Annotated in this window: 25 protein-coding genes; 21 read left to right on the forward strand and 4 right to left on the reverse strand. The window is 73.5% G+C overall.

Features of this window, described 5'->3' with window-relative positions; translation table 11 throughout:
* Nucleotides 1-13 precede the first annotated feature (13 nt).
* Entirely contained in the window at nucleotides 14-532 is a 519-nt protein-coding gene (locus OG710_RS23885; RefSeq protein WP_330241123.1) for a hypothetical protein, read from the forward strand.
* 58 nt (nucleotides 533-590) lie between these two features.
* Here the strand turns inward: OG710_RS23885 and OG710_RS23890 are convergent, their stop codons facing one another.
* Nucleotides 591-1,475, reverse strand: coding sequence for an SIS domain-containing protein (locus OG710_RS23890; RefSeq protein WP_330241124.1), 885 nt, complete (start codon nucleotides 1,473-1,475; stop codon nucleotides 591-593).
* Nucleotides 1,476-1,660: 185 nt separating this feature from the next.
* On the opposite strand from OG710_RS23890, the gene OG710_RS23895 reads away from it, so the two are divergent.
* The 16 genes from OG710_RS23895 to argF all read left to right on the forward strand — a co-directional run bounded on the left by OG710_RS23895 (nucleotide 1,661) and on the right by argF (nucleotide 17,799).
* Entirely contained in the window at nucleotides 1,661-2,452 is a 792-nt protein-coding gene (locus tag OG710_RS23895) for a DeoR/GlpR family DNA-binding transcription regulator (protein WP_330241125.1), read from the forward strand.
* Nucleotides 2,453-2,760: 308 nt separating this feature from the next.
* On the forward strand, nucleotides 2,761-3,759 hold the full coding sequence (locus OG710_RS23900; RefSeq protein WP_330241126.1) for an MBL fold metallo-hydrolase: 999 nt from the start codon (nucleotides 2,761-2,763) through the stop codon (nucleotides 3,757-3,759).
* A 62-nt stretch (nucleotides 3,760-3,821) separates the two neighbouring features.
* Nucleotides 3,822-5,180, forward strand: coding sequence for an ATP-binding protein (locus OG710_RS23905; protein WP_330241127.1), 1,359 nt, complete (start codon nucleotides 3,822-3,824; stop codon nucleotides 5,178-5,180).
* Nucleotides 5,177-5,602 (forward strand): roadblock/LC7 domain-containing protein, encoded by a 426-nt coding sequence (locus tag OG710_RS23910; RefSeq protein ID WP_111338695.1) that lies wholly within the window; start codon nucleotides 5,177-5,179, stop codon nucleotides 5,600-5,602. Before OG710_RS23905 ends, OG710_RS23910 begins: the two co-directional genes overlap by 4 nt.
* Nucleotides 5,599-5,952, forward strand: a complete 354-nt coding sequence (locus tag OG710_RS23915) for a DUF742 domain-containing protein (RefSeq protein ID WP_111338696.1) — start codon at nucleotides 5,599-5,601, stop codon at nucleotides 5,950-5,952. Before OG710_RS23910 ends, OG710_RS23915 begins: the two co-directional genes overlap by 4 nt.
* The gene (locus OG710_RS23920) at nucleotides 5,930-6,544 is read left to right on the forward strand and encodes a GTP-binding protein (protein WP_111338697.1); all 615 of its coding nucleotides are present in this window, start codon (nucleotides 5,930-5,932) and stop codon (nucleotides 6,542-6,544) included. The genes OG710_RS23915 and OG710_RS23920 overlap by 23 nt, the downstream gene beginning before the upstream one ends.
* The gene (locus tag OG710_RS23925; RefSeq protein ID WP_330241128.1) at nucleotides 6,541-7,815 is read left to right on the forward strand and encodes a cytochrome P450; all 1,275 of its coding nucleotides are present in this window, start codon (nucleotides 6,541-6,543) and stop codon (nucleotides 7,813-7,815) included. Before OG710_RS23920 ends, OG710_RS23925 begins: the two co-directional genes overlap by 4 nt.
* An 83-nt stretch (nucleotides 7,816-7,898) precedes the next feature.
* A complete protein-coding gene (locus OG710_RS23930) occupies nucleotides 7,899-8,318 on the forward strand; it encodes a cell division protein SepF (protein ID WP_199563589.1) in 420 nt (139 codons plus the stop codon).
* A 6-nt stretch (nucleotides 8,319-8,324) separates the two neighbouring features.
* Nucleotides 8,325-8,696 (forward strand): nucleotide pyrophosphohydrolase, encoded by a 372-nt coding sequence (locus OG710_RS23935; RefSeq protein ID WP_330241129.1) that lies wholly within the window; start codon nucleotides 8,325-8,327, stop codon nucleotides 8,694-8,696.
* A gap of 124 nt (nucleotides 8,697-8,820) precedes the next feature.
* A complete protein-coding gene (locus OG710_RS23940; RefSeq protein WP_330241130.1) occupies nucleotides 8,821-9,348 on the forward strand; it encodes a DUF6099 family protein in 528 nt (175 codons plus the stop codon).
* A 31-nt stretch (nucleotides 9,349-9,379) separates the two neighbouring features.
* On the forward strand, nucleotides 9,380-10,303 hold the full coding sequence (locus OG710_RS23945; protein WP_330241131.1) for an LLM class F420-dependent oxidoreductase: 924 nt from the start codon (nucleotides 9,380-9,382) through the stop codon (nucleotides 10,301-10,303).
* Between the two features lie 10 nt (nucleotides 10,304-10,313).
* Nucleotides 10,314-11,252 (forward strand): homocysteine S-methyltransferase, encoded by a 939-nt coding sequence (gene mmuM / locus OG710_RS23950; RefSeq protein ID WP_330241132.1) that lies wholly within the window; start codon nucleotides 10,314-10,316, stop codon nucleotides 11,250-11,252.
* Between the two features lie 43 nt (nucleotides 11,253-11,295).
* Entirely contained in the window at nucleotides 11,296-12,771 is a 1,476-nt protein-coding gene (locus OG710_RS23955) for a 3' terminal RNA ribose 2'-O-methyltransferase Hen1 (protein ID WP_330241133.1), read from the forward strand.
* A complete protein-coding gene (locus tag OG710_RS23960) occupies nucleotides 12,768-15,371 on the forward strand; it encodes a polynucleotide kinase-phosphatase (protein ID WP_330241134.1) in 2,604 nt (867 codons plus the stop codon). The genes OG710_RS23955 and OG710_RS23960 overlap by 4 nt, the downstream gene beginning before the upstream one ends.
* Before the next feature lie 79 nt (nucleotides 15,372-15,450).
* Nucleotides 15,451-16,683 (forward strand): arginine deiminase, encoded by a 1,233-nt coding sequence (locus OG710_RS23965; protein ID WP_330241135.1) that lies wholly within the window; start codon nucleotides 15,451-15,453, stop codon nucleotides 16,681-16,683.
* A 111-nt stretch (nucleotides 16,684-16,794) separates the two neighbouring features.
* Nucleotides 16,795-17,799 (forward strand): ornithine carbamoyltransferase, encoded by a 1,005-nt coding sequence (gene argF, locus OG710_RS23970; protein ID WP_330241136.1) that lies wholly within the window; start codon nucleotides 16,795-16,797, stop codon nucleotides 17,797-17,799.
* Nucleotides 17,800-17,821: 22 nt separating this feature from the next.
* On the opposite strand, the gene OG710_RS23975 is transcribed toward argF, so the two are convergent.
* Nucleotides 17,822-18,247, reverse strand: a complete 426-nt coding sequence (locus tag OG710_RS23975; protein WP_330241137.1) for an ATP-binding protein — start codon at nucleotides 18,245-18,247, stop codon at nucleotides 17,822-17,824.
* Nucleotides 18,248-18,500: 253 nt separating this feature from the next.
* Here OG710_RS23975 and OG710_RS23980 point away from each other — a divergent pair, with 253 nt between their 5' ends.
* Both OG710_RS23980 and OG710_RS23985 read left to right on the forward strand, forming a co-directional pair.
* The gene (locus tag OG710_RS23980) at nucleotides 18,501-19,328 is read left to right on the forward strand and encodes an enoyl-CoA hydratase family protein (protein ID WP_111338713.1); all 828 of its coding nucleotides are present in this window, start codon (nucleotides 18,501-18,503) and stop codon (nucleotides 19,326-19,328) included.
* Nucleotides 19,325-21,604 carry a bifunctional salicylyl-CoA 5-hydroxylase/oxidoreductase gene (locus OG710_RS23985; protein ID WP_330241138.1) on the forward strand — a complete coding sequence of 760 codons (2,280 nt, stop codon included), beginning with the start codon at nucleotides 19,325-19,327 and terminating at the stop codon, nucleotides 21,602-21,604. The genes OG710_RS23980 and OG710_RS23985 overlap by 4 nt, the downstream gene beginning before the upstream one ends.
* Nucleotides 21,605-21,613: 9 nt before the next feature.
* Here OG710_RS23985 and OG710_RS23990 read toward each other — a convergent pair whose 3' ends face one another.
* Nucleotides 21,614-22,432: a PaaX family transcriptional regulator gene (locus OG710_RS23990; protein ID WP_330241139.1), complete on the reverse strand. Its 819-nt coding sequence runs from the start codon at nucleotides 22,430-22,432 to the stop codon at nucleotides 21,614-21,616.
* A 4-nt stretch (nucleotides 22,433-22,436) separates the two neighbouring features.
* Complete coding sequence (locus OG710_RS23995; protein ID WP_330241140.1) at nucleotides 22,437-24,119, reverse strand: AMP-binding protein; 1,683 nt, start codon at nucleotides 24,117-24,119, stop codon at nucleotides 22,437-22,439.
* Nucleotides 24,120-24,237: 118 nt separating this feature from the next.
* On the opposite strand from OG710_RS23995, the gene OG710_RS24000 reads away from it, so the two are divergent.
* Both OG710_RS24000 and OG710_RS24005 read left to right on the forward strand, forming a co-directional pair.
* Nucleotides 24,238-25,365, forward strand: a complete 1,128-nt coding sequence (locus OG710_RS24000) for an acyl-CoA dehydrogenase family protein (RefSeq protein WP_330241141.1) — start codon at nucleotides 24,238-24,240, stop codon at nucleotides 25,363-25,365.
* The gene (locus OG710_RS24005; RefSeq protein ID WP_330241142.1) at nucleotides 25,362-25,763 is read left to right on the forward strand and encodes a RidA family protein; all 402 of its coding nucleotides are present in this window, start codon (nucleotides 25,362-25,364) and stop codon (nucleotides 25,761-25,763) included. The genes OG710_RS24000 and OG710_RS24005 overlap by 4 nt, the downstream gene beginning before the upstream one ends.
* The last annotated feature ends 45 nt before the right edge of the window (nucleotides 25,764-25,808 follow it).

Genomic DNA, 25,808 nt, shown 5'->3' on the forward strand with positions numbered 1-25,808 from the left:
CATACTGCCCGCCGTGGAGCAGCGCATAGATCCGAAGACCCAGCCCGCGTACGCCGCAGGGACCGACCCGGCGTACATCCCCGGTCTCACGGCCCCCGGCCCCGCCGCGACGGTGGCCGAGGAGCCGGAGGACACGGGGGAGCCCGCACCCGCCGACGCCGTCGCGGACGCGCCGGCCGACCAGGCGCAGCCCGCGGCGGCCGACGAGGACAACGAGCAGGAGGAGAGCGAAGAGAGCGACGAAGAGGCCGCGGACGGTCCCTCGTTCGAGGTGAGCGACCGGCGCGGCTCGATCGCGGCCGACCGCAAGGGCGTCCGGTTCACGCTGGACGACCAGCGGGCCGAGTTCGGCTGGGACGAGATCGGCGCGGTCGAGGTCAAGCCGGCCCGCTTCGGCCGCCGGTTCACCGTCACCGTCCATCTGTCCACCCGGCGCTGGTTCAACGGAGAGGTCGAGGCGGCGTCCCGCGGCAGCCTCAAGGAGTGGGGCACGGAACTCGACGCCGTCCTGGACGCCTACTTCGAGGACTGAGCGGAGCCCGACAGGTCCGGGGCATCGCGGCGCCCCGGCCCGCCGGGCCCGTGCCCGGTCAGGCCTCCGCCAGGACCACCGAGCGGGTCAGATGGCGCGGGCTGTCCGGGTCCAGGCCGCGCGCCGCCGCGCGCGCCACGGCCAGCCGCTGGACGCGGACCAGCTCCGCCAGCGGGTCCAGGTCGCTCTCCACCCAGCGGGCGCCGGTCGCCAGCAGCTGCTCGCGCAGGCCCTCGGGGGCGGGGCCGAACATCCAGGTCGCGGTGGAGTCGCCCGCGATGCTGATGGGGCCGTGGCGGTACTCCATCGCGGCGTACGACTCGGTCCAGGAGAGCGACGCCTCCTTCATCTTGAGCGCCGCCTCGTTGGCGAGACCGGCCGTCCAGCCGCTGCCCAGGAACGTGAACTGGTCGCGGTCCACCAGCCCCTCGGGCAGCGGCTCCGCCAGCGCCGTCTCCGCGTCGCGGACCACGGCGTCGGTGTGCAGCCCGAGGTGGGCGCGCAGCAGCGTCAGCAGCGTGGTGGCGAACCGGGTCTGCACGACGGACCGTTCGTCCGCGAAATCGAGGACCACGACCGCGTCGGCGGCCGTCATCACCGGGGTCCCGGCATCGGCGGTGATCGCCACCGTGGGCGTCGTGCCGCGCAGCCGGGCCAGGAGCTCCAGCACCTCCGTCGTGGTCCCGGAACGGGTGAGCGCGACGACCCGGTCGTAGCGGCGGCGGGCCGGGAACTCGGAGGCCGCGAAGGCGTCGGTCTCGCCCTGCCCGGACTCCTCGCGCAGCGAGGCGTACGCCTGGGCCATGTAGTACGAGGTGCCGCAGCCGACCACGGCGACGCGCTCGCCGGCGGCGGGCAGCACGGCCGCGTGACTCCCCGCCAGCTCCGCTGCGCGGCGCCAGCACTCCGGCTGACTGGCGATCTCGATCTCGACGAATGACACTTCTGCGCTCCGTACTGGTGAGGGGATGCTCGATTGTGCACGTTACTCGCGCCGAACGAGCATTATCAAGCATTCGGGTCGGCGGACGGCCGCACCGGTGCGAGCGCTGTGCGACGCTTGCGGCTGTCCGTGGGCGCGCCCGAGAGGAATCGGCGACCCCGCCCCCGGACGTGAGGAGAACCGACATGTCCAGGGACGCCCGGTGGAGCGCACTGCTGGAACTCGTGGGCCGGCACGGCCGGGTGGACGTCGAGGACGCGGCGAAGGCGCTGGACGTCTCGGCCGCCACCATCCGCCGGGATCTGGACCAGCTCGCCGAGCAGCAGCTCCTCACCCGTACGCGGGGCGGCGCGGTCGCCCACGGCGTCAGCTACGAACTGGCGCTCCGGCACAAGGCGGGGCGCAACGCCCCCGAGAAGCAGGCGATCGGCCGTGCCGTCGCCGACCTGGTCGCGCCCGGTGAGGTCGTCGGCCTCACCGGCGGCACCACCGTCACCGAGGTGGCCCGCTCGCTGGCCGTCCGCCCCGACCTGGCGGACGACGGCCGGGCGGGGCAGCCGGCGCTCACCGTGGTGACGAACGCGCTCAACATCGCCAACGAGCTGGCGATCCGGCCGCAGTTCAAGCTGGTGGTGACCGGCGGGGTCGCCCGGCCCCAGTCGTACGAGCTGACCGGCCCGCTGGCCGCCGGGGTGCTGGGCGAGATCACGCTGGACGTGGCCGTGCTCGGCGTCAACGCGATCGACACCGGTCGCGGCGCGTACGTGCACCACGAGGGCGAGGCCGGCGTGAACCGGCTGCTCGCCCGGCAGGCCCAGCGCGTGGTGGTCGCCGCCGACTCCTCGAAGATCGGCAGGCGCGCCTTCGCCCGCGTCTGCGACCTCTCGCTGGTGGACTTCCTCGTCACGGACCGGGGCATCGACCCCGAGGCGTCCGCCCGTCTCACGGAGGCCGGAGTCACGGTCGTCGCCGTCTGAGCCGCCCGGCCTCGCCGAGGTGTCCGAAACGTGAGTTCGAAGGGTCTGTTTTCGGCCATGCTCAGTGGGTAATCGGTCCCATCCGGTTTGACGGTGCCCCGTCGCGCACCGAAGGCGGACGCGGCCCGCCATGCGCTGTTTCCACCGCTTCACCCCGGAAGATTCCGTACGGTGACGGGTCGGCGTGCTCTCGTACGGTGACGGCCCGCTCGCCGGTGCGACGCGTCAAGGTAACTTTTCAGCCAATGGCGTGCCTTTATGGCCAGGTTCGAACGCGCGACCGGAAAGTGGTCGGCATAATCGCGTCCATGTCGATCACGGGTGGGGATGTCGTTGACCTTGGCAGGGGCCTGTACGCCTGGCTCCCGCCGAAGCGTGGCTGGGGGCTGGCCAACTGCGGCCTGCTCGTCTCGCCCCGCGGCGCGCTGTGGATCGACACCCCGTACGACCCGGCACTCGCCGGGCAGTTCCTCGCCGAGTCCGGCAAGCGGCTGCCCGAGGGCGTCTCCATCGACCGGGTCATCGTCACGCACGCCAACGGCGACCACTTCTGGGGCGCGGGCGTGCTCCCGGACGCCGAGATCATCGTGACGCGCGAGGCCAGGGAGCACATCCACTACGAGCCCACGCCGCAGCAGCAGCACGCCCTGGTCAGCGGCGGCGATCCGGCCACCCCGCTCGGGTCCTACCTCGCACGGCACTTCGGCCCGTTCGACTGGTCGCAGACCGAACCCGTCAAGCCGACCACGTACTTCACCGGCGAACTCGAACTGACCCTGGGCGACTACCCCGTACAGATCACCTCGCTGGCACCCGCGCACACCACCGGCGACCTGATGGTCCATCTGCCGGTCCAGTCCACCGTGTTCAGCGGCGACATCATCTTCTCCTCGTCCCCGGAGCAGCCCGGCGACCACCCGTGCCACTGGGAGGGCCCGCTGAGCAACGTGATCGCGGCCTGCGAACAGGTCCTGGCCACCGGCGCCGAGACCGTCGTCCCCGGCCACGGACCCGTGATCGACCGGGCCGGCGTCCGCGAGCACATCGCCTACCTCGAATACGTGCAGGAGCGCGCCCACACCTTCCACGCCGCGGGCGTGCCCGCCATCGACGCGGCCCGCAGGGTCATCGCCGAGGGCCGCCACCCCGCACTCGGCCTGCCCGAACGGCTCGTGGTGACCATCGGCAGCGAGTACCGGCAGCTCGACGGTTCGCAGCGGCCCAGCGTGGTCCAGGTGATCACCGACGTCGCGACGGTCGCACAGGAAGTGGAGCAGGCCAGTGAGACGGCAGGCAGAGCGGGCTGACCGCGCGGTCCCGCGCCGCGCGCGCCGGCGGACCGCCCCGACGAGAGAGACGCGGTAACGGCATGGCATGGATCGTCACGGTGATCGCCTTCGTCGTCGCGGGGGTGGCCTACTCGCGCGCCTACCGGGCCGGCCTCGCCGAGCAGCAGGCCGTCACCCGCGCCGAACTCGCCGACCGCCAGGCCAAGGCCGCCGAGGCCCGCACCGCCGCCCTCCTGGACGAGATCCGGCAGCTCGCGCGCAAGCGCATACCCGCCGCGGCCCTCGCCCTCTCGCACCCCAGCGCCACGGTCCCCGGACTGCGCGAGGCGGCCGAGGTGGACGGCGGCGCCGCCCTCCTGCTCACCGAGGCCGTCCAGGCCGCCCGGACCGCGGTCCTGGAGGAGCGCGGGCGCGTGGACGCGGCGGCCCGCGCCGCGATGCGCGGCACCTCCGCCAAGATCCAGTCCCTGCTCAACCAGTCCCAGCAACTGCTCCACGAACTCCAGCACGAGTACGACGACCCGCGCATCCTCCAGCTGGACTTCCGCAACGAACTCGCCCTGCGCCGCACCCAGTCCACCGCGGTGCTCTGCGACGCCTGGCCCGGCCTCGCCCGGCAGAACTCGCCGCTCGTCGAAATCGTCCTCGGCGCCCAGTCGCGCGTCGCCGGCTACGAGCGGATCAAGGTCTCCAACCATCTGCGCGACGAACGCCTCGCGCTCGCCGCACGGGCCGCCGAACCCCTCGCCATCGCCCTCGCCGAACTGCTCGCCAACGCCACCGCGTACTCCCACCCCGACACGGATGTGCAGGTCACCATCCAGCAGAGCGCCGGCCGCGGCGCGTTCCTGGTGGTGGACGACGCCGGCATCGGCATGGACGAGGACGCGCTGGAGCGGGCCCGCGCCCTGCTCGCCGGCCCCGCCGAGGTGCTGCTGACCGAACTGGGCGACCCGCCGCAGACCGGGTTCGCGGTCGTCGGCCGGCTCGTCGTCCAGTACGGCTTCGACTGCCACATCGAGGCGTCCCCGTTCGGCGGCATGCGCACGATCCTGCGCGTCCCCGCCCATCTGCTGACCGTGCTGGACGAGGACCGCGACCTCTCCGCCCTCGCCCCCGCGCCCGTGTCCGCCGCCGCGGACCGGCCCGCCCCCGCCGCCGCGCCCGGTGCGGAATCCGGGTCCGACGGCGCCGAGGACCCCACCGGACTGCCCAGCCGGCGGCGCCGCGCACCGCGCCGCACCCCCGCCGCCCCGGCCGGGGCGCGGGCCGCCGAACCGGCCACCGGACAGATGCCCCGTACACCGGAAGCGGCCGGGGCTTCCTGGGCGGCCCTCCAGCAGGGCACCCTCAACGGCAGGAGCGTCACCGGGCGGCCCGCCGCACCGGACACCGGCGCCCGTGACCACCAGGACGACCAAGGAGACGACGAGAAGTGAGCGCCCCCAGCCCCACATCAGGCGACCTCGCATGGGTGCTGACCCCGCTGCTGGAGCTGCCCGGAGTCCAGCACGCCGTGGTCGCCACCGGTGACGGACTCGTCGAAGGCGCCTCACCCGGCCTCGACCGGGCCTCCGGCGAACGGGTCGCCGCGATGACGGCCACCCTGCACGCCGCCGCCCGCGCCTTCACGACCGCGTTCACCGACGTCGAGGCCCCGCAACTGGCCCAGACCGTCGTCGAATCGGACCTCGGCTTCGCCATCGTCGTACCGGCCGGACGCAACACCACGCTCGCGCTCTTCGCGGAGCCCGGCGCCAAGCTCGGCGACATCGCCTACCAGATGCAGGTCCAGGTCACCGCGCTCACCCGGGCGATGCACGCGCCCAACCGCCAATCGGACACCGCCGCGCGGCCATGACCCCCGGCCCAGCACGCCGACTGATTCCCGCCTATCTGGTCACCGGCGGCCGGTCCCGCCCCGCCGGCCCCGCGCTCGACCGGCTCGCCGTACTCGTACGAACCGACGCGCCCGTGCCCGACGACGCCGGAACCCAGGCCCGCAGACTGTGCGAGCTGCTGGAACCGGGCGCACTCACCGTCGTCGAGTGCGCGGCCCACCTGGACCTGCCGGTCAGCGCCACCGTCTTCCTGGCCACGGACCTCGCGGCCACCGGACTTCTGCTCACCCGACCGCCGATACCCAGTGCCGGGCAGATCGACAGGTCGCTCGTCGAGAGGTTGCTCGATGGACTCCGCTCCCTCCCCTGACCGGACCGGCGTCGGCTATCTGCCGGCCGCCGCCAGGACCCTGATGAAACTCGTCGTCACGGGTCCCTTCGGCGTGGGCAAGACGACCCTGATCCGTACCCTCTCGGAGATCGCCACCCTCCACACCGAGGAGGCGATGACCCAGTCCAGCACCCGCGTGGACTCCACCGCCGGACTGCCGGGGAAGACCACCACCACGGTCGCCATCGACTTCGGCCGCCTCACCGTCCCCGACGACCTCGTCCTCTACATGTTCGGCACGCCCGGCCAGGAACGCTTCCTGCCGCTGTGGGAGGACATCGCCCGGGGCGCGCTCGGCGCGCTCGTCCTCGTGGACACCCGGCGGCTCGCCGACTCCTTCGCCGTGATGGACATGGTGGAGGAGCAGGGACTGCCGTACGCGGTCGCGGTGAATCGTTTCCCCGACGCGCCCGCCCACAGCGACGAGGTCCTGCGCAAGCACCTCGACCTGGACGACGCCACCCCGCTGGTCCAGTGCGACGCCCGCGAACGCCGGGGCAGCATCGACGCCCTGATCGCACTCGCCGAGCACGTGCTGACCCGCATGCCGCAGCCCGAGGACGCCTCATGACCACGTACGCACCGCCGCCGCAGCCCCTCGCGCTGTTCGGCCCCGCCTTCGCGGCCGACCCGCGGGCGCACTACCGCGCCCTGCGCGAGCACGGCCCGCTCGCACCGGTACGCATCGCCCCCGACATCGACGCGATGCTGGTCACGGACTACCAGGCCGCCGTCGACCTGCTGCGCGACACCCACACCTTCAGCAAGGACCCGCGCGCCTGGCAGGCGACCGTCCCGCCGGACTCGCCGGTGCTGCCCGTGCTCGGCCACCGCCCCACCGCCCTGTTCAGCGACGGCGCCGTGCACGCCCGCTACCGGCAGGCCATCAACGACAGCCTGGCGCTGATCGAACCCCACATCCTGCGCGCCGAGGTGGCCCGCGTCGCCCGCCAGCTCATCGGCCGGTTCGCCGCCACCGGCAGCGGCGACCTCATCGCCCAGTACGCCCGCCGCCTCCCCATGCACATCTTCGTCACCTGGTTCGGCGCCGACCCCGAGGACGGCGAGCGCATCGTCGACGGCATCGCCGGAATGATGAACTCCGCCGCCGACGCAGCCGCCGCGTACGCCGACCTCGTGGACGTCGTCACCCGCCTCGTCGCCGACCGCCGCGCCCGGCCGCGCCGCGACCTCACCTCGTACTTCCTCGCCCACCCGGCCGGGCTCGACAACGACGAGACGGTGCGCCAGATCACCCTGGTGATGAGCGCGGGCAACGACCCGATGACCAACCTCATCGGCAACTCCATCCTCCACATGCTCACCGACGAGCGGTACGCGGGCTCCCTGCACGGCGGCGCGATGACCGCCCACGAGGCGATCAACGAGGTGCTCTGGCGCGACCCGCCGCTCGCCAACCTGGCCGCCCACTACCCGCGCCATGACACCGAGTTCCACGGCGTACGGCTGCGCGCCGGACAGCTCGTCCTCGTCTCGTACGCCGCCGCCAACGCCCAGTCCGCCCCGCCCGCCTCCGACGACGGGGTACGGTCCGGGAGCAGCGCCCACCTCGCCTGGTCGGCCGGTCCGCACCGCTGCCCCGCCCGGCAGCCGGCCCTGCTCATCGCGATGACGGCCATCGAACAGCTCACCAGCCTGCTGTGCGACGCCGAACTGGCCGTACCGGCCGGCGAACTGCTCTGGCGGCCCGGACCGTTCCACCGCGCGCTGGTGCACCTGCCGATCCGCTTCACCCCGCTGGACACCGTCGCCGCGCCCCACCGCCCCATCGCGGTCACGGACCCGGCGGAGGTCATTCCGGCCGGTTCGATCGACACCTGAGCCGTGTCGCTCGTAGGCCGAACGGGTGAGGGAGGGGACAATCGCCCGATGAACAGTGAGCACAGCCGGCACGACGCCGACCGATGTGCGGACGGGGTGGTCCGGTGAGCAGGTACGACAGGTACGACGTCACGGACGAGCAGTGGGAGGGGCTGGCCCAGGTCGTACCGCTGCGCAGCCGCAACGAGTGGCCGTCGCGGGTGGACCACCGCTCCGTCCGGGACGAGCCGGAGGCCGCCGAGCAGCGGCGCATGGTGGTGCTGCGGGTCCAGGTGTTCGCCGACGCCCGCGAGGTCGCCGAGTACCTGGTGGCCCAGGTGCCGGTGCTGCTCGACCTGACCGGCGCGGAGAACGATGTCGCCAAGCGCATCCTGGACTTCACCAGCGGTGTCGTCTTCGGCCTCGGCAGCGGGATGCACCGGGTGGACCGCAACGTCTTCCTGCTGTCGCCCGTGGGCATGGAGGTCGAGGGCGTCACGGCGGCCGGGGTGCCGGGGGCGTAGGGCGCGGTGGACGAACTCGATGTACGGACCCTCCAGCGCCGGCTGGCCGACTTCGCGGCCGCCCGCGACTGGGGGCCGTACCACACCCCGAAGAACCTGGCCTCGGCGCTGAGCGTGGAGGCCGCCGAACTCGTCGAGATCTTCCAGTGGCTGACGCCCGAGCAGTCGGCGCGGGTCATGGAGGACCCGGCGACGGCGCCCAGGGTGGCCGACGAGGTCGCGGACGTGCTGGCGTATCTGCTCCAGTTCTGCGAGGTGCTGGGCATCGACGTCCTGGCGGCGCTGGCGGCCAAGATCGAACGGAACGAGACCCGCTTTCCCGTTCCGGAACCGGACGAGGAATCAACGGACGGATCACACCGTCACTCTTCGGAGTGACGAAGTTGTCCACACTCGATTGAGTGTCCACAGATTTCCGAAATCCTCTGGCCTTTTGGTGCCACCTACCTCACTCTGGGTAATGGAATGGTGAGCGGGTTTCCACGTCGAACGGGGGCAGTCGATGGAAGCGGAGCGGTTGGTATCGGTCATCAGGCAGGCGCTGGCACAGAGCCGGGGCACGCCGGACATCATCGCCGAGGCCTGGCAGGCCCAGGCGCTGGCCCAGGCGGTCGGCAGCCGGCTGGCGGCGAGCGGACCGCAGGACTTACGGGGGGAGGCGTGTGCCCTCAGCGAGATCGGCGGCCGGAGCAGTGGCGCGCTGGACCATCCGGCGGCCCGTGCCGGGGTGGCCCGCGCGGCGCGGCTGACCGGGATCGCCGATCCCCGCGCGGCCCTGACGGGGCTGAGCGTGCTGCTGGGGGAGGTCGGCATGGCCCTGGTCGGGGTGGCGTGCGAGACCGATGAGCAGAGCCTGTACTGGCAGTGCATGGAGGCGATCGACGCCGCCGACGAGTCGACGGACCGGGTCCGGGGCATGCTCCGGCTGCTCGACGCGCGGGAGCGCGGGGAGCCCGGGCGCGGCCGGGAGCGCGACGGCCCGCACGGCGCGCCGCACGACGCGGTGAGCCCGGTGACCGGCATCCAGTGACCGGCGGGGTGCGCGGGTGCAGGATGGGGACATGGATCTTCGCATCTTCACCGAGCCCCAGCAGGGCGCCAGCTACGACACCCTTCTCACCGTCGCCAAGGCCACCGAGGACCTCGGCTTCGACGCCTTCTACCGCTCCGACCACTACCTGCGCATGGGACAGGGGGACGGCCTGCCCGGCCCCACGGACGCGTGGATCACCCTGGCCGGTCTGGCCCGCGAGACCAAGCGCATCCGCCTCGGCACGCTGATGACCGCGGGCACGTTCCGGCTCCCCGGCGTCCTCGCCATCCAGGTGGCGCAGGTCGACCGGATGTCCGGCGGGCGCGTCGAGCTGGGCCTGGGCGCGGGCTGGTTCGAGGAGGAGCACAAGGCGTACGGCATCCCCTTCCCGAAGGAGAAGTTCGGCCGCCTGGAGGAGCAGCTCGCGATCGTCACGGGCCTGTGGGCGACCGAGGTCGGCAAGACGTTCAGCTACGACGGCACGTACTACCAGCTGACGGACTCGCCGGCGCTGCCGAAGCCGGCCCAGTCGAAGGTGCCCGTGCTCATCGGCGGGCACGGCGCGAAGCGCACCCCGCGCCTGGCCGCCCAGTACGCCGACGAGTTCAACATCCCGTTCGCCTCTCTGGAGGACAGCGAGAAGCAGTTCGGCAGGGTCCGGGAGGCGGCCGAGGCGGCGGGCCGCGCGCCCGACGACCTGGTGTACTCCAACGCGCTGGTCGTCTGCGTCGGCCGGGACGACGCGGAGGTCGCGCGCCGGGCCGCCGCGATCGGCCGCGAGGTGCCCGAGCTGAAGGCGAACGGGCTGGCCGGCTCGCCCGCCGAGGTGGTGGACAAGATCGGCCGGTACGCGGAGATCGGCGCGTCCCGCGTCTACCTTCAGGTGCTGGACCTCGACGACCTGGACCACCTGGAGCTGATCGCGTCCCAGGTCCAGTCCCAGCTGGTCTGAGGGGCGAGCGGTGAGGGCGCCCGGCCCCGGAGGTCCGTCCCGGCCGCTCGCGGAGGCGCTGGCCGGGGGCGTGGTGCTGCTGGACGGCGGGCTGTCCAACCAGCTGGAGGCGCAGGGCTGCGACCTGTCCGGGGAGCTGTGGTCCGCGCGGCTGCTCGCGGACGGTCCCGAGCAGATCGTGGCCGCCCACACGGCGTATGTGCGGGCGGGCGCCCAGGTGCTCATCACCGCCGGCTACCAGGCGAGCTTCGAGGGGTTCGCGCGGCGCGGGACCGGGCGGGAGGAGGCGGCCGGCCTCTTCGCCCGCAGCGTGGAGCTGGCCCGGCGGGCGGCCGGTGCGGTGGACCGGGACGTCTGGGTGGCGGCCTCGGTCGGCCCGTACGGGGCGGTGCGGGCGGACGGCTCCGAGTACCGGGGCCGGTACGGGCTCACGGTCCGGGAGCTGGAGCGCTTCCACCGCCCCCGGATCGAGGCGCTGGCCGCCGCCGGGCCGGACGTCCTGGCGCTGGAGACCGTGCCGGACGTGGACGAGGCGCGGGCGCTGCTGCGGGTGGCGGCGGAGTGCGGGCTGCCGGTGTGGCTGTCCTACACCGTGGCCGGCGGCAGGACGCGGGCCGGGCAGCCGCTGGACGAGGCGTTCGCCCTGGTCCGGGGCAACGAGCAGGTGATCGCGGCCGGGGTGAACTGCTGCGACCCCGCCGAGGCGGAGGACGCGGTGCGGGCGGCGGCGGAGGTGGCGGGCAAGCCGGTCGTCGTCTACCCGAACAGCGGCGAGCGCTGGGACGCCTCTGCCGGAGCCTGGTCCGGCCCGCCCACGTTCGCCCCCGCCCTGGCCGACACCTGGCGGCGGTCGGGCGCCCGCCTCATCGGCGGCTGCTGCCGGGTGGGCCCGGACACCATCGCCGGTCTTGCGGCGGTGCTCGGGGGCGGAGACCGGCGAGGGGGGTGAAATTGCCTGGAGGGAGGGGAGCGAGCGGATCATACTCAAACACGTGTTCCTGACGATCAGTACAACCGGCACCCCGGAACGTCCCGCCACCGATCTCGGCTTCCTGCTGCACAAGCATCCCGACCGGTCGCAGACGTTCTCCACCTCCCACGGCACCGCGCACGTCTTCTATCCCGAGGCGTCCGCGCAGCGGTGCACGGCGGCCCTGCTGCTGGAGGTCGATCCCGTCGCGCTGGTGCGCAAGGGGAAGGGCAAGGGCCGGGGCGGCGCGCCCGACGCGGCGCTCGCGCAGTACGTCAACGACCGCCCCTACGCGGCCTCCTCGCTGCTGTCCGTCGCGCTGAGCACCGTCTTCAAGTCCGCGCTGAGCGGTGCCTGCAAGGCGATGCCCGAGCGGGCGGCGGCCCCCATGGAGCTGCGGATCGAAGTGCCCGCCCTGCCGGCCCGTGGTGGTGCCGAGCTGGTGCGCAAGCTCTTCGGTCCGCTCGGATGGACGCGGGTGGAGGCGGTCGCCGTACCGCTCGACGAGAAGTTTCCGGAGTGGGGCGACTCGCGGTACGTACGGCTGGTGCTGGAGGGCGAGTTGCGGCTCGCCGACGCACTGCGCCAGCTGTACGTACTGCTGCCGGTGCTCGACGACGCCAAGCACTACTGGGTGGCGCCGGACGAGGTGGACAAGCTGCTGCGCGCCGGTGACGGCTGGCTGGCCGAGCACCCCGAGCAGAAGCTGATCACCAGCCGCTACCTGGCCCGGCGCTGGGGACTGACCCGGCAGGCCATGGAGCGGCTGGAACTGGTGCGGCTCGCCGAATCGGACGACCTGGACGTCGAAAGCGTCGACAACGCCGTGGACGAGGCATCGGACACCGAGGAGCGGCCGGTTCCGCTGGCCGTGCGGCGGCGCGAGGCGATCCTCGCCGCGCTCACCGCCGCCGGGGCGAGCCGGGTCCTGGACCTGGGCTGCGGACAGGGCCAGTTGGTGCAGGCGCTGCTCAAGGACGTCCGGTTCACCGAGATCGTCGGCCTCGACGTGTCGATGCGCGCCCTGACCATCGCCTCGCGCCGGCTGAAGCTGGACCGGATGGGGGAGCGGCAGGCCGCCCGGGTGACCCTGCGGCAGGGCTCGCTCACGTACACCGACAAGCGGCTCAAGGGGTACGACGCGGCGGTGCTGAGCGAGGTCGTCGAACACCTGGACCCGGAGCGGCTGCCCGCCCTGGAGTTCGCCGTGTTCGGCTCCGCGCGTCCCCGCACCGTGCTCGTGACCACGCCCAACGTCGAGTACAACGTGCGCTGGGAGAGTCTGCCCGCCGGGCACACCCGCCACAGCGACCACCGCTTCGAGTGGACCCGGACCGAATTCCGCGCCTGGGCCGGAACGGTGGCCGCACGGCACGGCTACGGCGTCGAGTTCGTGCCCGTGGGCCCCGACGACCCCGAGGTCGGCCCGCCCACCCAGATGGCGGTCTTCACGATCGCCGCCACCACCGAGACCGAGAAGGAGGCGAAAGCCGCATGACCAGGACCGACGACACCATCCCGTCCACGCACCCCGCCGACCCCCGCGCACCCCGCCTCCTGCCCGTCACCGACCTCTCGCTCGTCGTGCTCGTCGGCGCCAGCGGGTCGGGCAAGTCCACCTTCGCCCGGCGCCACTTCAAGCCGACCGAGGTCATCTCGTCGGACTTCTGCCGGGGCCTGGTCGCCGACGACGAGAACGACCAGAGCGCCAGCAAGGACGCCTTCGACGTCCTGCACTACATCGCGGGCAAGCGGCTGGCCGCCGGCCGGCTCACCGTCGTGGACGCCACCAATGTGCAGCCCGAGGCCCGGCGCCTGCTCGTCGAGGTGGCGCGGGAGCACGACGTGCTGCCCATCGCCATCGTCCTGGACCTCCCCGAAGAGGTCTGCCTCGCCCGCAACGCGGCCCGCCCGGACCGCGCCGACATGCCCCGCCACGTCATCCAGCGCCACCGCCGCGAGCTGCGCCGCTCCCTGCGCGGTCTGGAGCGCGAGGGCTTCCGCAAGGTGCACATCCTGCGCACCGAGGAGGAGGCCGAGCGCGCCGAAGTGGTGCTGGAGCGCCGCTACAACGACCTGCGCCACCTCACCGGACCGTTCGACGTCATCGGCGACATCCACGGCTGCGCCGCCGAACTGGACACCCTGCTCGGCAAGCTCGGCTACGTGGACGGCGCCCACCCCGACGGCCGCACCGCGGTCTTCGTCGGCGACCTCGTGGACCGCGGCCCCGACAGCCCCGGCGTGCTGCGCCGCGTGATGGCGATGGTGGCGGACGGGAACGCGCTGTGCGTGCCCGGCAACCACGAGAACAAGCTCGGCCGCTACCTCAAGGGCCGCAAGGTCCAGCTCACCCACGGCCTCGCCGAGACCGTCGAGCAGCTGGAGCGGGAGGACGAGAGGGACCCGGCGTTCCGCGGGCGGGTCGCGGAGTTCATCGACGGGCTCGTCAGCCACTACGTGCTGGACGGCGGCCGGCTCGTCGTCTGCCACGCCGGGCTGCCCGAGAAGTACCACGGCCGCACCTCCGGCCGGGTCCGCTCGCACGCGCTGTACGGGGAGACGACCGGCGAGACCGACGAGTTCGGGCTGCCCGTGCGCTACCCGTGGGCGGAGGACTACCGGGGCCGCGCCGCCGTGGTCTACGGCCACACCCCGGTGCCCAACACCTCCTGGATCAACAACACCATCTGCCTGGACACCGGTGCCGTCTTCGGCGGGAAGATGACCGCGCTGCGCTGGCCGGAGCGCGAACTGGTCGACGTACCGGCGGAGCGGGTCTGGTACGAGCCGGTGAAGCCGCTGGAGCCCGAGGCGCCGGGCGGCCGGGAGGGCCGGCCGCTGGACCTCGACGACGTCCGGGGCCACCGCATCGTGGAGACCGGGCAGATGGGCCGCCTCGCCGTCCGCGAGGAGAACGCGGCCGCAGCCCTGGAGGTCATGAGCCGGTTCGCGGTCGACCCCCGGCTGCTGCCGTACCTGCCGCCGACCATGGCGCCCACCGCCACCTCGGGCGAGGACGGCTACCTGGAGCACCCGGCCGAGGCGTTCGGCGAGTACCGGGCGGCGGGCGTGACCCGGGTGGTGTGCGAGGAGAAGCACATGGGCTCGCGCGCCGTGGCCCTCGTCTGCAAGGACGCCGAAGCGGCCCGCGCACGCTTCGGCACCGGCGGCGCGGAGGGCGCGGCCGGTCCCACCGGAGCGCTCTACACCCGTACCGGCCGCCCCTTCCTGGACGACTCCGCGCTCACCGAAGCCGTTCTCGGACGGCTGCGCGCGGCCGTCACCGCGGCCGGGCTGTGGGAGGAATGGGGCACCGACTGGGTGCTGCTCGACGCCGAGCTGATGCCCTGGTCCCTCAAGGCACGCGGCCTGCTGCGCTCGCAGTACGCGGCGGTGGGCGCCGCCTCCGGCGCGGTGTTCCCGGCCGCCACCGGGGCGCTCGCCGCGGCCGCCGCGCGCGGCATCGACGTGGGCGCGCTCGCCGACCGGCAGCGGGAACGGGCCGCGGACGCCGCCGCGTTCACCGAGGCGTACCGGCGCTACTGCTGGGACACCGAGGGGCTGGACGGGGTGCGCCTGGCACCGTTCCAGGTCCTCGCCGTGCAGGGCCGCTCGCTGGCCGCCGTACCGCACGACCGGCAGCTGGCCTGGCTGGACCGGCTGGTGGAGCACGACCCCACCGGGCTGCTCCAGGTCACCCGGCGGCTCGTCGTGGACACCGGCGACGAGGCGTCGGTGCGCGCCGGCGTCGACTGGTGGCTGGAGATGACCGGCCGGGGCGGCGAGGGCATGGTCGTCAAGCCGCTGGACGCGCTCGTCCGGGACGGCAAGCGGCGGCTGGTGCAGCCCGGCATCAAGGTGCGCGGCAGGGAGTACCTGCGGATCATCTACGGTCCCGAGTACACCCGCCCGGACAACCTGGACCGGCTGCGCGGCCGCTTCCTCGGCCACAAGCGCTCGCTGGCCCTGCGCGAGTACGCCCTCGGCCTGGAGGCCCTGGACCGGCTCGCGGCCGGGGAGCCGCTGTGGCGGGTCCACGAGGCGGTGTTCGCCGTCCTGGCCCTGGAGTCGGAGCCGGTCGACCCCCGGCTCTGAGCGTCGGGGAGGCACACTCCGGGCGAACAGGCGGGCGATTCGCCGGGTGAACGGCGCGCCGCGCGGTGAGGATGAGGGCATGGGATTCCATGTCGACTCCGAGGCCGGGCGGCTGCGCCGCGTCATCCTGCACCGCCCCGATCTGGAACTGAAACGGCTCACGCCGACCAACAAGGACACACTGCTCTTCGACGACGTGCTCTGGGTGCGCCGGGCCCGCCAGGAGCACGACGGCTTCGCGGACGTGCTGCGCGACCGGGGCGTCGAGGTGCATCTCTTCGGCGATCTGCTCCGCGAGGCGCTGGAGATCCCGGTCGCCCGGCGGCTCGTGCTGGACCGGGTCTTCGACGAGAAGGAGTACGGTCCGCTCGCCACCGAGCATCTGCGGGCCGCCTTCGAGGAGTTGCCCGCGGCCGACCTGTGCGGGGCGCTGGTAGGCGGCATGACCAAGCGGGAGTTCCTGGAGCGCCACCGGGAGCCGGTCTCGGTGCGCTTCCACGTCATGGACCTGGACGACTTCCTGCTCGGGCCGCTGCCCAACCACCTCTTCACGCGCGACACCTCGGCGTGGATCTACGACGGGGTGTCCATCAACGCGATGCGCTGGCCGGCCCGGCAGCGCGAGACGGTCCACTTCGAGGCGATCTACCGTCACCACCCGCTGTTCACCGGGCCGGAGGCGGGCGCCTTCCACCACTGGTCCCAGGGGCAGGACGACTACCCGTCCACCATCGAGGGCGGCGACGTCCTCGTCATCGGCAACGGCGCCGTGCTCATCGGGATGAGCGAGCGCACCACCCCGCAGGCCGTGGAGATGCTGGCCCGCGGCCTGTTCGACGCGGGTTCGGCCCGGACCATCGTGGCGCTCGACATGCCCAAGCGGCGGGCGTTCATGCATCTGGACACCGTGATGACCATGGTCGACGGGGACGCCTTCACCAAGTACGCGGGCCTCGGCATGCTCCGCTCGTACACCATCGAGCCCGGCGACGGGCCGCGCGACCTCAAGGTCACCGACCATCCGCCCGAGCAGATGCACACCGCCATCGCCCACGCGCTCGGGCTGGACTCGATCCGGGTGCTGACCGCCACCCAGGACGTGCACGCGGCGGAGCGGGAGCAGTGGGACGACGGCTGCAATGTGCTGGCCGTCGAGCCGGGCGTCGTCGTCGCCTACGAGCGCAACTCCACCACCAACACGCATTTGCGCCGGGAGGGCATCGAGGTCATAGAGATCCTCGGCAGCGAGCTGGGCCGGGGGCGGGGCGGTCCGCGCTGCATGAGCTGCCCGGTGGTCCGGGACCCCGTGTGACCGGCTGCGCGCCGTCCGTACCGCGAGACGTCTCTGTATAGCGATGCATTGCGTCGTATACAGTTCCAGAGTTACCGTATGCGTCCGCAGCCCGACCCAGGAGCAGTCACCATGGCCATAGAACTCGCAGGCCGCCACTTCCTCAAGGAGCTGGACTTCACGGCCGCGGAGTTCCGCGGTCTGCTCGATCTGGCCGCCGAGCTGAAGGCCGCCAAGAAGGCGGGGACGGAGACGCGGCGGCTGACCGGCCGGAACATCGCGCTGATCTTCGAGAAGACGTCCACCCGCACCCGGTGCGCGTTCGAGGTCGCCGCGGCCGACCAGGGCGCCACGACCACGTACCTCGACCCCTCGGGATCGCAGATGGGGCACAAGGAGTCCGTCAAGGACACCGCGCGCGTCCTCGGCCGGATGTTCGACGGGATCGAGTACCGGGGCGACAGCCAGGCGGTCGTGGAGGAGCTGGCCGCGTACGCCGGAGTGCCGGTGTTCAACGGCCTCACCGACGACTGGCACCCCACCCAGATGCTCGCCGACGTGCTGACGATGACCGAGCACAGCGACAAGCCGCTGACGGAGATCGCCTTCGCCTACCTCGGCGACGCCCGCTTCAACATGGGCAACTCCTACCTGATCACCGGCGCCCTGCTCGGCATGGACGTGCGCATCGTCGCGCCCAAGGCGTTCTGGCCCGCCGAGACGGTCGTCGCCGAGGCCCGCGCGCTCGCCGAGGGGTCCGGGGCGCGGGTCACCCTCACGGAGGACGTGGCCGCGGGCGTGCGGGGCGCGGACTTCGTCGCCACCGACGTCTGGGTCTCCATGGGCGAGCCCAAGGAGGTCTGGGACAGCCGCATCGCCGCCCTCTCGCCGTACTCCGTCACCATGGACGTACTGCGGGCCACCGGCAACGCCGGGGTGAAGTTCATGCACTGCCTGCCCGCGTTCCACGACCTCGGCACCGGGGTCGGGCGCGAGATCCACGAGCGGCACGGGCTGAGCGAGCTGGAGGTCAGCGACGAGGTGTTCGAGTCCGCGCACTCCGTCGTCTTCGACGAGGCGGAGAACCGCATGCACACGATCAAGGCCGTCCTGGTGGCGACCATGGCCGGCGCGTGACCCCGGACCTCCGGGGCGCGTTCTAGGACGCCACGGGCGGCAGGCGGAACCACACCGCCTTGCCGCGCTCCGTCGGCCGGTGGCCGCACGACGAGCTGAGCGTGCGGATCAGCAGCAGCCCCCGGCCGTGCTCCTGCCACGGGTCCGGCACGTCCTCCGGCTCCGGGCGGGACAGATCACCGGGCGGGGCCGGGTCTGCGTCGTGCACCTCCACCTGGCAGCCGACCGGCAGCAGCTCCACCACCAGCTCTATGGGCTCCTCGCCGGGTGTGTGCTCCACCGCGTTGGCGACCAGCTCGGCGGTCAGCAGTTCGGCGGTGTCGCTGTCGGCCGGTGCGTCGATGTCCGTCAGCACCGAGCGGATCAGCGCACGGGCGATCGGCACGGCGGCCGTGGAATGCGGCAGGGAGATGCGCCAGGAGGGGGGTGGCGGTCCGTCGGGCGGCACGAGGGGTTTCCGTTCGGGTGAGCGCGGGTCCTGGGCTCAGACGTTTCCGCGCTCAAGACTTTGTGCTCCCCACCTTACGAAGCCCGGCGTCCCGGACAAGAGCTCGCCGCCCGGTACGAAGGGGACGTTCGTCACGGGACCGGCACAAGGGACCGGACCGGCGCTGCCGATATCGCGTACTCGTGACGGAAGTCACGCAACGGTGATAAATTCGAGGCCGGGAAGCAGCGACGGCCGAAGGGGACACCCCGCCATGAGTCCGTTCACCGGCTCCGCACCACGTACGCGGCACTGGCGCCATCTGCGGGTCACCGAGGCGGACGGCGTCGCCACCGTCACCCTCGCCCGCCCCGAGAAGCTCAACGCGCTCACCTTCGGCGCCTACGCCGACCTGCGCGACCTGCTGGCCGAGCTGGCGCGGGAACGCGCGGTCCGGGCCCTGGTGCTGGCTGGGGAGGGGCGCGGCTTCTGCTCCGGCGGCGACGTCGACGAGATCATCGGCGCCACCCTCGCGATGGACACCGCCGAACTGCTGGACTTCAACCGGATGACCGGCCAGGTGGTACGCGCGCTGCGCGAGTGCCCGTTCCCCGTCGTCGCCGCGGTGCACGGGGTGGCCGCCGGGGCCGGCGCCGTCCTCGCCCTGGCCGCCGACTTCCGCGTCGCCGACCCCACCGCCCGGTTCGCCTTCCTGTTCACCCGCGTCGGGCTCTCCGGCGGCGACATGGGCGCCGCCTATCTGCTGCCCCGCGTCGTCGGCCTCGGCCACGCCACCCGCCTCCTGATGCTCGGCGAACCCGTCCGCGCCCCCGAGGCCGAACGGATCGGCCTCATCAGCGAGCTCACCGACGAGGGCCGCGCCGACGAGGCGGCCGGCGCGCTCGCCCGCCGCCTCGCGGACGGGCCCTCGCTCGCCCTCGCCCAGACCAAGGCGCTGCTCACCGCCGAGCTGGACATGCCGCTGGCCGCCGCCGTCGAGATGGACGCCGCCACCCAGGCCCTCCTCATGCACGGCGAGGACTACACCGAGTTCCACGCCGCGTTCACCGGGAAGCGGCCGCCCGCCTGGCGCGGAAAATGACCGGCCCGCAGCGGATCGCGGTCATCGGCGGCGGCCCCGGCGGCCTCTACGCCGCCGCGCTGCTCAAACGCCTCCGCCCGGACCGCCGGATCACCCTCTGGGAACGCAACGCCCCCGACGACACCTTCGGCTTCGGCGTCGTCCTCTCCGACGAGACCCTCGGCGGCATCGAACAGGCCGACCCGGTCGTCCACCGCGCGCTGCGGAACGAGTTCGTCCGCTGGGACGGCATCGACATCGTGCACCGGGGCCACACCCAGACCTCCGGCGGCCACGGCTTCGCCGCGCTCGGCCGCCGCCGGCTCCTGGAGATCCTGTACGAGCGCTGCGCCGGGCTCGGCGTGGACCTCCGCTTCCGCACCCCCGCCCCGCCCGCCGCCGAACTCGCCGCCACCCACGACCTGGTCGTCGCCGCCGACGGGGTGCACAGCGCCACCCGCCAAGCCCACGCGGACGTCTTCCGCCCCCGGATCACCGCACACCGCTGCCGCTACATCTGGCTCGCCGCCGACTTCGCCCTGGACGCCTTCCGCTTCGAGATCGCCGAGACCCCGTACGGCGTGATGCAGCTCCACGCCTACCCGTTCTCGCGGCACGCCTCCACCGTCATCGTCGAGATGCGCGAGGAGGTCTGGCGGGCGGCCGGCTTCGACGTGCCCGACCCGGCCGCGTCGATCCGCGCGTGCGCCGGGATCTTCGCCGACGCCCTCGGCCACCGCCCGCTGCGCTCCAACAACTCCGGCTGGCTCACCTTCCGCACCGTTGTCAACGCCCACTGGTCGCACGGCCCCACCGTCCTGATCGGCGACGCCGCGCACACCGCGCACTTCTCGATCGGCTCCGGCACCAAGCTCGCCGTGGAGGACGCCCTCGCGCTCGCCGCCTGCGTCGAGGAGCACCCCTCGCTGCCGGCCGCGCTCGCCGCGTACGAGAGCGAGCGCCGGCCCGTCGTCGAATCGACGCAGCGCGCGGCGGCGGCCAGCCTGCGCTGGTTCGAGGAACTGGGCACGTACGTGGACCAGCCGCCCCGCCAGTTCGCGTTCAACCTCCTCACCCGCAGCCGTCGCGTCACCCACGACAACCTGCGGCTGCGCGACGCCGCGTTCACGGCCGGAGCGGAGGAGGAGTACGGCTGCCCGCCCGGCACCCCGCCGATGTTCACCCCGCTGCGGTTGCGCGGCCTGGAGCTGCGCAACCGCGTCGTCGTCTCGCCGATGGACATGTACGTGGCCGAGGACGGCGTCCCCGGCGACTTCCACCTCGTCCACCTCGGCGCCAGGGCGCTCGGCGGCGCCGGACTCGTTATGACGGAGATGGTCTGCGTCAGCGCCGAGGGCCGCATCACCCCCGGCTGCACCGGCCTCTACACCGACGAGCAGGCCGCCGCCTGGTCCCGGATCACCGGCTTCGTGCACCACGCGTCCCCCGGCACCGCCCTCGGCGTCCAGCTCGGGCACTCCGGCCGCAAGGGCTCCACCAAGCTCATGTGGGAGGGCATCGACCAGCCCCTCGACCACGGCAACTGGCCGGTCGCCGCCGCCTCCCCGCTCCCGTACACCCCCGGCGTCAGCCAGGTTCCGCACGCCCTGGACCGGGCCGGGCTCGACGAGGTCCGCGAGCAGTTCGCCGCCGCCGCCCGGCGCGCCGCCCGCTGCGGGTTCGACCTTCTCGAACTGCACTGCGCGCACGGCTATCTGCTCTCCGGCTTCCTCTCGCCGCTCACCAACCGGCGCACCGACGCCTACGGCGGACCGCTCGCCCACCGGCTCCGCTTCCCGCTGGAGGTCTTCGACGCCGTCCGCGCCGAGTGGCCCGACGACCGGCCGATGACCGTCCGCATCTCCGCCACCGACTGGGCCGAGGGCGGCACCACCGCCGAGGACGCCGTGGAGATCGCCCGCGCCTTCGTCGCGCACGGGGCCGACGCCCTCGACGTCTCCACCGGCCAGGTCGTCCCCGACGAACGGCCCGAGTACGGGCGCTCCTACCAGACCCCGTACGCCGACCGCATCCGCAACACCCTGTGCGTGCCGGTGATCGCGGTCGGCGCGATCTCCTCCTGGGACGACGTGAACTCGCTGCTGCTGGCCGGCCGCGCCGACCTCTGCGCCCTGGCCCGGCCCCATCTGTACGACCCGCACTGGACGCTCCACGCGGCGGCCGAACAGGGCTACGGCGGACCGGGCGCGCCCTGGCCCCTGCCGTACCGCGCGGGCAGCCGCCGCCCGCCGACCGGCCGCACCGACGCCCCCGGGCCCCGCCTCACCCTGGACTGACCCGCGCGGCTACGTCCGGTGCGCGAACCGCGCCCCCGCGTCCCGCAGCCGTTCGTGCAGCAGCCGGAACACCGTGGCCGAGCGGGCGCCCGGCCAGTCGGCGGGCAGCAGCTCCGGGGGCAGCCCCGGATCGGCGTACGGCACCCGGCGCCAGGAGTCCAGCGCCGTCAGGTAGTCCCGGTACGCCGCCTCCGGGTCCGCCGCCCCGTCCCCGCGCGCCTCCCAGGCCCGCAGCACCGGCTCATGGCGGGCCAGGAAGCCGTGGTGCAGCCGGGCCACCGCGTCCAGGTCCCACCAGCGGGCCACCGCCTCGCGGGTCGGGGCGAAGCCCAGATGGTCGCCCCGGAACAGGTCCACGTACGGGTCGAGCCCCAGGCGCTCCAGGGTGTGCCGGGTCTCGTCCCGCAGCCCGGCCGGGGCGATCCAGACACCGGGGGCGGCCGTGCCGAACCCCAGCCGGGACAGCCGCGAGCGCAGCAGATGCCGCTTGTGGCGCTCCGCCTCCGGCACCGAGAACACGACCAGCACCCAGCCGTCCGCGAGGGGCGGCTCCGGGTGCCGGTAGATGCGCCGGTCGCCGTCGTCCAGGAGCTGGCGGGCGTCCGCCGAGAGCGCGTAGCCGGCCGCCCCGTCCGCCGTGCGCGCGGCCACGAGCAGTCCGCGCCGCTTCAGCCGGGAGACCGCCGAGCGTACGGCGGGCGCGTCCACGCCGACCGCGCCCAGCAGCCGGACGAGCCCGGCCACCGGCATCGGCTCGTCACCGGCGGTGCGCCCGTACGCCCCGTAGAGCGTGACGATCAGTGAACGGGGGGTGTGCGGTTCGACCATGTGATCATTGTCGGTCCCGCGCGGCCCCGTCCGCACCGGCCCCGTCCGCACCGGCTTCCTCCGCACCGGCTTCCTCCGCACCCGCTTCCTGCGCGCGGAGCCTGAACCGTTGCAGTTTCCCGGTGGCGGTACGGGGGAGGGCCGGCAGGAACGTGATCCGGCGCGGGCACTTGTGCGGGGCCAGCTCCGCCCGCATGAATGTCCGCAGCGCGTCCGCCGTGAGCGCCGACCCCTCGCGCCGCACCACGTACGCCGCCACGATCCGCCCGCGCAGCTCGTCCGCCTGCCCCACCACGGCGGCCTCCGCGACCTCGGGATGGCGCAGCAGGGCCTCCTCCACCTCGGGGCCGGCGATGTTGTACCCGGAGGAGATGATCATGTCGTCGGCGCGGGCGACATAGCGGAAGTAGCCGTCCGGGTCGCGCACATAGGTGTCACCGGTGATGTTCCAGCCGTGCCGTACGTACTCCCGCTGTCGTTCGTCCGCCAGGTAGCGGCAGCCGACCGGGCCGCGCACGGCCAGCAGCCCCGGCTCGCCGTCCGGCACCGGCGCCCCTTCGGCGTCCACCACGCGCGCCTGCCAGCCGGGGACCGGGACGCCCGTGGTGCCGGGGCGGATGGCGTCGTCGGCGGCGGAGACGAAGATGTGCAGCAGTTCGGTGGCGCCGATGCCGTTGATGATCCGCAGCCCGGTCCGCTCGTGCCAGGCGCGCCAGGTCGCCTCGGGCAGGTTCTCGCCCGCCGAGACGCACCGCCGCAGCGCGGACAGGTCGTGCCCGTCGAGGTGGTCGAGCATCAGCCGGTACGCGGTCGGCGCGGTGAACAGCACGGAGACGCGGTGCTCCGCCAGCGCGGGCAGCAACTGCTTGGGCCCGGCCTGTTCGAGGAGTAGCGCCGACGCGCCCACCCGCAGCGGGAAGACCACCAGCCCGCCGAGCCCGAAGGTGAACCCGAGCGGCGGACTGCCCGCGAACACGTCGTCGGGCCCCGGCCGCAGGATGTGCCGCGCGAACGTGTCGGCGATCGCCAGCACATCGCGGTGCAGATGCATACAGCCCTTGGGCCGCCCGGTGGTGCCCGAGGTGAAGGCGATCAGCGCCACGTCGTCGCAGGCGGTGTCCACCGCCGGGAAGGGGCCCGGCCGGCCGGCGGCCAGCCGCAGCAGGTCGTCCGGCCCCTCACCCCCGTACGCCGTGATTCGCAGCCCCGGCACCCGGGCCCGCGCCAGGTCGTCGACCGACCGCGCGTCGCACAGGGCGTGGCTGATCCGGGCGAGGGAGCAGATGGTGGCCAGCTCGGCGGCCCGCTGCTGCGCCAGTACGGTGACGGCGACCGCGCCCGCCTTCAGGACCGCCAGCCAGCAGGCGGCCAGCCGGGGGGTGGTGGGGCCGCGCAGCATGACCCGGTTGCCGGGGACCACCCCCAGGTCCTCGGTGAGGACGTGGGCGATCCGGTCCACGAGGTCCCGCAGCTCCCCGTAGCTCAGCACCCCGCCGTCCGGCGTGCGGAAGGCGGGGCGGTCGGGGCCCAGGCGGTCGGCCGTGCGGTCCAGGAGTTCGGCGGCGCAGTTGAGCCGGTCCGGGTAGTGCAGCTCGGGCAGGTCGAAGAGCAGCTCCGGCCACTGCTCCGCGGGTGGCAGATGCTCCCCGGCGAAGCCGTCGATGTGCGCTGAGGTTCTCGGGTCCATGAAGGATCGCCCCCTTGTAGCCCCCTGCTCGCTCCTGGAGCGTATCGTTTGAGTGACGGTAGTCAACGGTCCGCGATAAAGATGCTCAGGCAATCGATTCGACCAGAGAGGCGCCGGTATGACGGCATTCTCGCTCGATCCGGCACAGACCGCCTGGTGCGAGGAGCTGCGCACCCTGGCCCGTGACCGGCTGGCCCCGCTCGCCGCGCGCGGCCGGCCGGGGCACGTCAACCGCCCGCTGCTCACCGCCCTCGGCGAGCTGGGCCTGCTCGACCGGCTGTTCGGCTCGGGCGCCCTCGACCTGTGCCTGCTGCGCGAATCGCTCGCCCGAGGCTGTACGGAGGCCGAGACCGCCCTCGCACTCCAGGGCCTCGGCGGCTTCCCGGTGCTCCGGGCGGGCACCGCGGCCCAGCGCGAGCGGTGGCTCCCCGAGGTCCGGGCCGGCCGCGCCGTCGCCGCGTTCGCGCTCAGCGAGCCGGGCGCCGGCTCCGACGCCGCCGCCCTGGCGCTCGACGCCGCCCCGGACTCCGGCGGCTGGCGGCTGACCGGCGAGAAGTGCTGGATCTCCAACGCGCCGGAGGCCGACTTCTACACGGTCTTCGCCCGCACCACACCGGGCGCCCGCGCCCGCGGCGTCACCGCGTTCCTGGTCCCCGCCGACCGCCCCGGCCTGACCGGGACCCCGCTGGAGATGCTCTCCCCGCACCCCATCGGGGCGCTGGTCTTCGACGGCGTCCGGGTCACCCCCGACGACGTGCTGGGCGAGCCGGACCGGGGCTTCGGGGTGGCCATGGACACCCTCAACCTCTTCCGGCCCAGCGTCGGCGCCTTCGCGCTCGGCATGGCACGGGCCGCCTTGGACGCCACCGTGGAGCACACCGCCACCCGTACCGCCTTCGGCGGGCCGCTCGCCGGGCTCCAGGCCGTCTCCCACCAGGTCGCCGAGATGGCCACCCGCACCGAGGCCGCCCGGCTGCTGGTCTACGCGGCCGCCGCCGCCCACGACGCCGGGGAGCCCGGGGTGCCGCGCCGGGCCGCCATGGCGAAGCTGTACGCCACCGAGACCGCGCAGTACGTCGTGGACACCGCCGTCCAGCTGCACGGCGCGCGGGCCCTGCGCCGCGGCCATCTGCTCGAACACCTCTACCGGGAGGTCCGCGCCCCGCGCATCTACGAGGGCGCCAGCGAGGTCCAGCGCACCATCATCGCCAAGGAGCTGTACGCGAACCGGGAGCCGACCGCATGAGTCCCATCCACCGCATCAACCCGCACGAACTCTCGCCCGCCGCCGGCTTCTCGCACGCGGTCACCGCCACCGGCGGCCGGCTCGTCTTCCTGGCCGGGCAGACCGCCCTGGACCGGCACGGCAGCGTCGTCGGCGAGACCCTGCCCGAGCAGTTCGCCACCGCCCTCGGCAACCTCCTCGCCGCCCTGCGCGCGGCCGGCGGCTCCCCGGCGGACCTGGCCCGGGTCACGGTCTACGCCACCGACGTCGCCGACTACCGCGCCCACGCCCCGGAACTGGGCCGGACCTGGCGCCGGCTGGCCGGGCGCGACTACCCGGCGATGGCCGTCATCGGGGCCGCCCGCCTCTGGGACGAACAGGCCCTGGTCGAGCTGGACGGCATCGCGGTCCTGCCCTGACCCGCGTACCGGCGCGGCCGGTCCGCGTACGGAAAACGCCCCGCC

This window comes from Streptomyces sp. NBC_00525 (assembly GCF_036346595.1).
In the GTDB taxonomy this organism is placed as follows: Bacteria; Actinomycetota; Actinomycetes; order Streptomycetales; family Streptomycetaceae; genus Streptomyces.

Bases quoted from the DNA above. Each gene is read 5' to 3' on its own strand.
- OG710_RS23985 (WP_330241138.1), top strand. From the start codon at position 19,325: ATGACCGGCCCGCAGCGGATCGCGGTCATCGGCGGCGGCCCCGGCGGC.
- OG710_RS24000 (WP_330241141.1), top strand. From the start codon at position 24,238: ATGACGGCATTCTCGCTCGATCCGGCACAGACCGCCTGGTGCGAGGAG.
- OG710_RS23995 (WP_330241140.1), bottom strand. From the start codon at position 24,119: ATGGACCCGAGAACCTCAGCGCACATCGACGGCTTCGCCGGGGAGCAT.
- OG710_RS23965 (WP_330241135.1), top strand. From the start codon at position 15,451: ATGGGATTCCATGTCGACTCCGAGGCCGGGCGGCTGCGCCGCGTCATC.
- OG710_RS23940 (WP_330241130.1), top strand. From the start codon at position 8,821: ATGGAAGCGGAGCGGTTGGTATCGGTCATCAGGCAGGCGCTGGCACAG.
- OG710_RS23945 (WP_330241131.1), top strand. From the start codon at position 9,380: ATGGATCTTCGCATCTTCACCGAGCCCCAGCAGGGCGCCAGCTACGAC.
- OG710_RS23895 (WP_330241125.1), top strand. From the start codon at position 1,661: ATGTCCAGGGACGCCCGGTGGAGCGCACTGCTGGAACTCGTGGGCCGG.
- OG710_RS23915 (WP_111338696.1), top strand. From the start codon at position 5,599: ATGACCCCCGGCCCAGCACGCCGACTGATTCCCGCCTATCTGGTCACC.
- OG710_RS23960 (WP_330241134.1), top strand. From the start codon at position 12,768: ATGACCAGGACCGACGACACCATCCCGTCCACGCACCCCGCCGACCCC.
- OG710_RS23920 (WP_111338697.1), top strand. From the start codon at position 5,930: ATGGACTCCGCTCCCTCCCCTGACCGGACCGGCGTCGGCTATCTGCCG.
- OG710_RS23905 (WP_330241127.1), top strand. From the start codon at position 3,822: ATGGCATGGATCGTCACGGTGATCGCCTTCGTCGTCGCGGGGGTGGCC.
- OG710_RS23925 (WP_330241128.1), top strand. From the start codon at position 6,541: ATGACCACGTACGCACCGCCGCCGCAGCCCCTCGCGCTGTTCGGCCCC.
- OG710_RS23990 (WP_330241139.1), bottom strand. From the start codon at position 22,432: ATGGTCGAACCGCACACCCCCCGTTCACTGATCGTCACGCTCTACGGG.
- OG710_RS24005 (WP_330241142.1), top strand. From the start codon at position 25,362: ATGAGTCCCATCCACCGCATCAACCCGCACGAACTCTCGCCCGCCGCC.
- OG710_RS23980 (WP_111338713.1), top strand. From the start codon at position 18,501: ATGAGTCCGTTCACCGGCTCCGCACCACGTACGCGGCACTGGCGCCAT.
- OG710_RS23900 (WP_330241126.1), top strand. From the start codon at position 2,761: ATGTCGATCACGGGTGGGGATGTCGTTGACCTTGGCAGGGGCCTGTAC.
- argF (WP_330241136.1), top strand. From the start codon at position 16,795: ATGGCCATAGAACTCGCAGGCCGCCACTTCCTCAAGGAGCTGGACTTC.
- OG710_RS23930 (WP_199563589.1), top strand. From the start codon at position 7,899: ATGTGCGGACGGGGTGGTCCGGTGAGCAGGTACGACAGGTACGACGTC.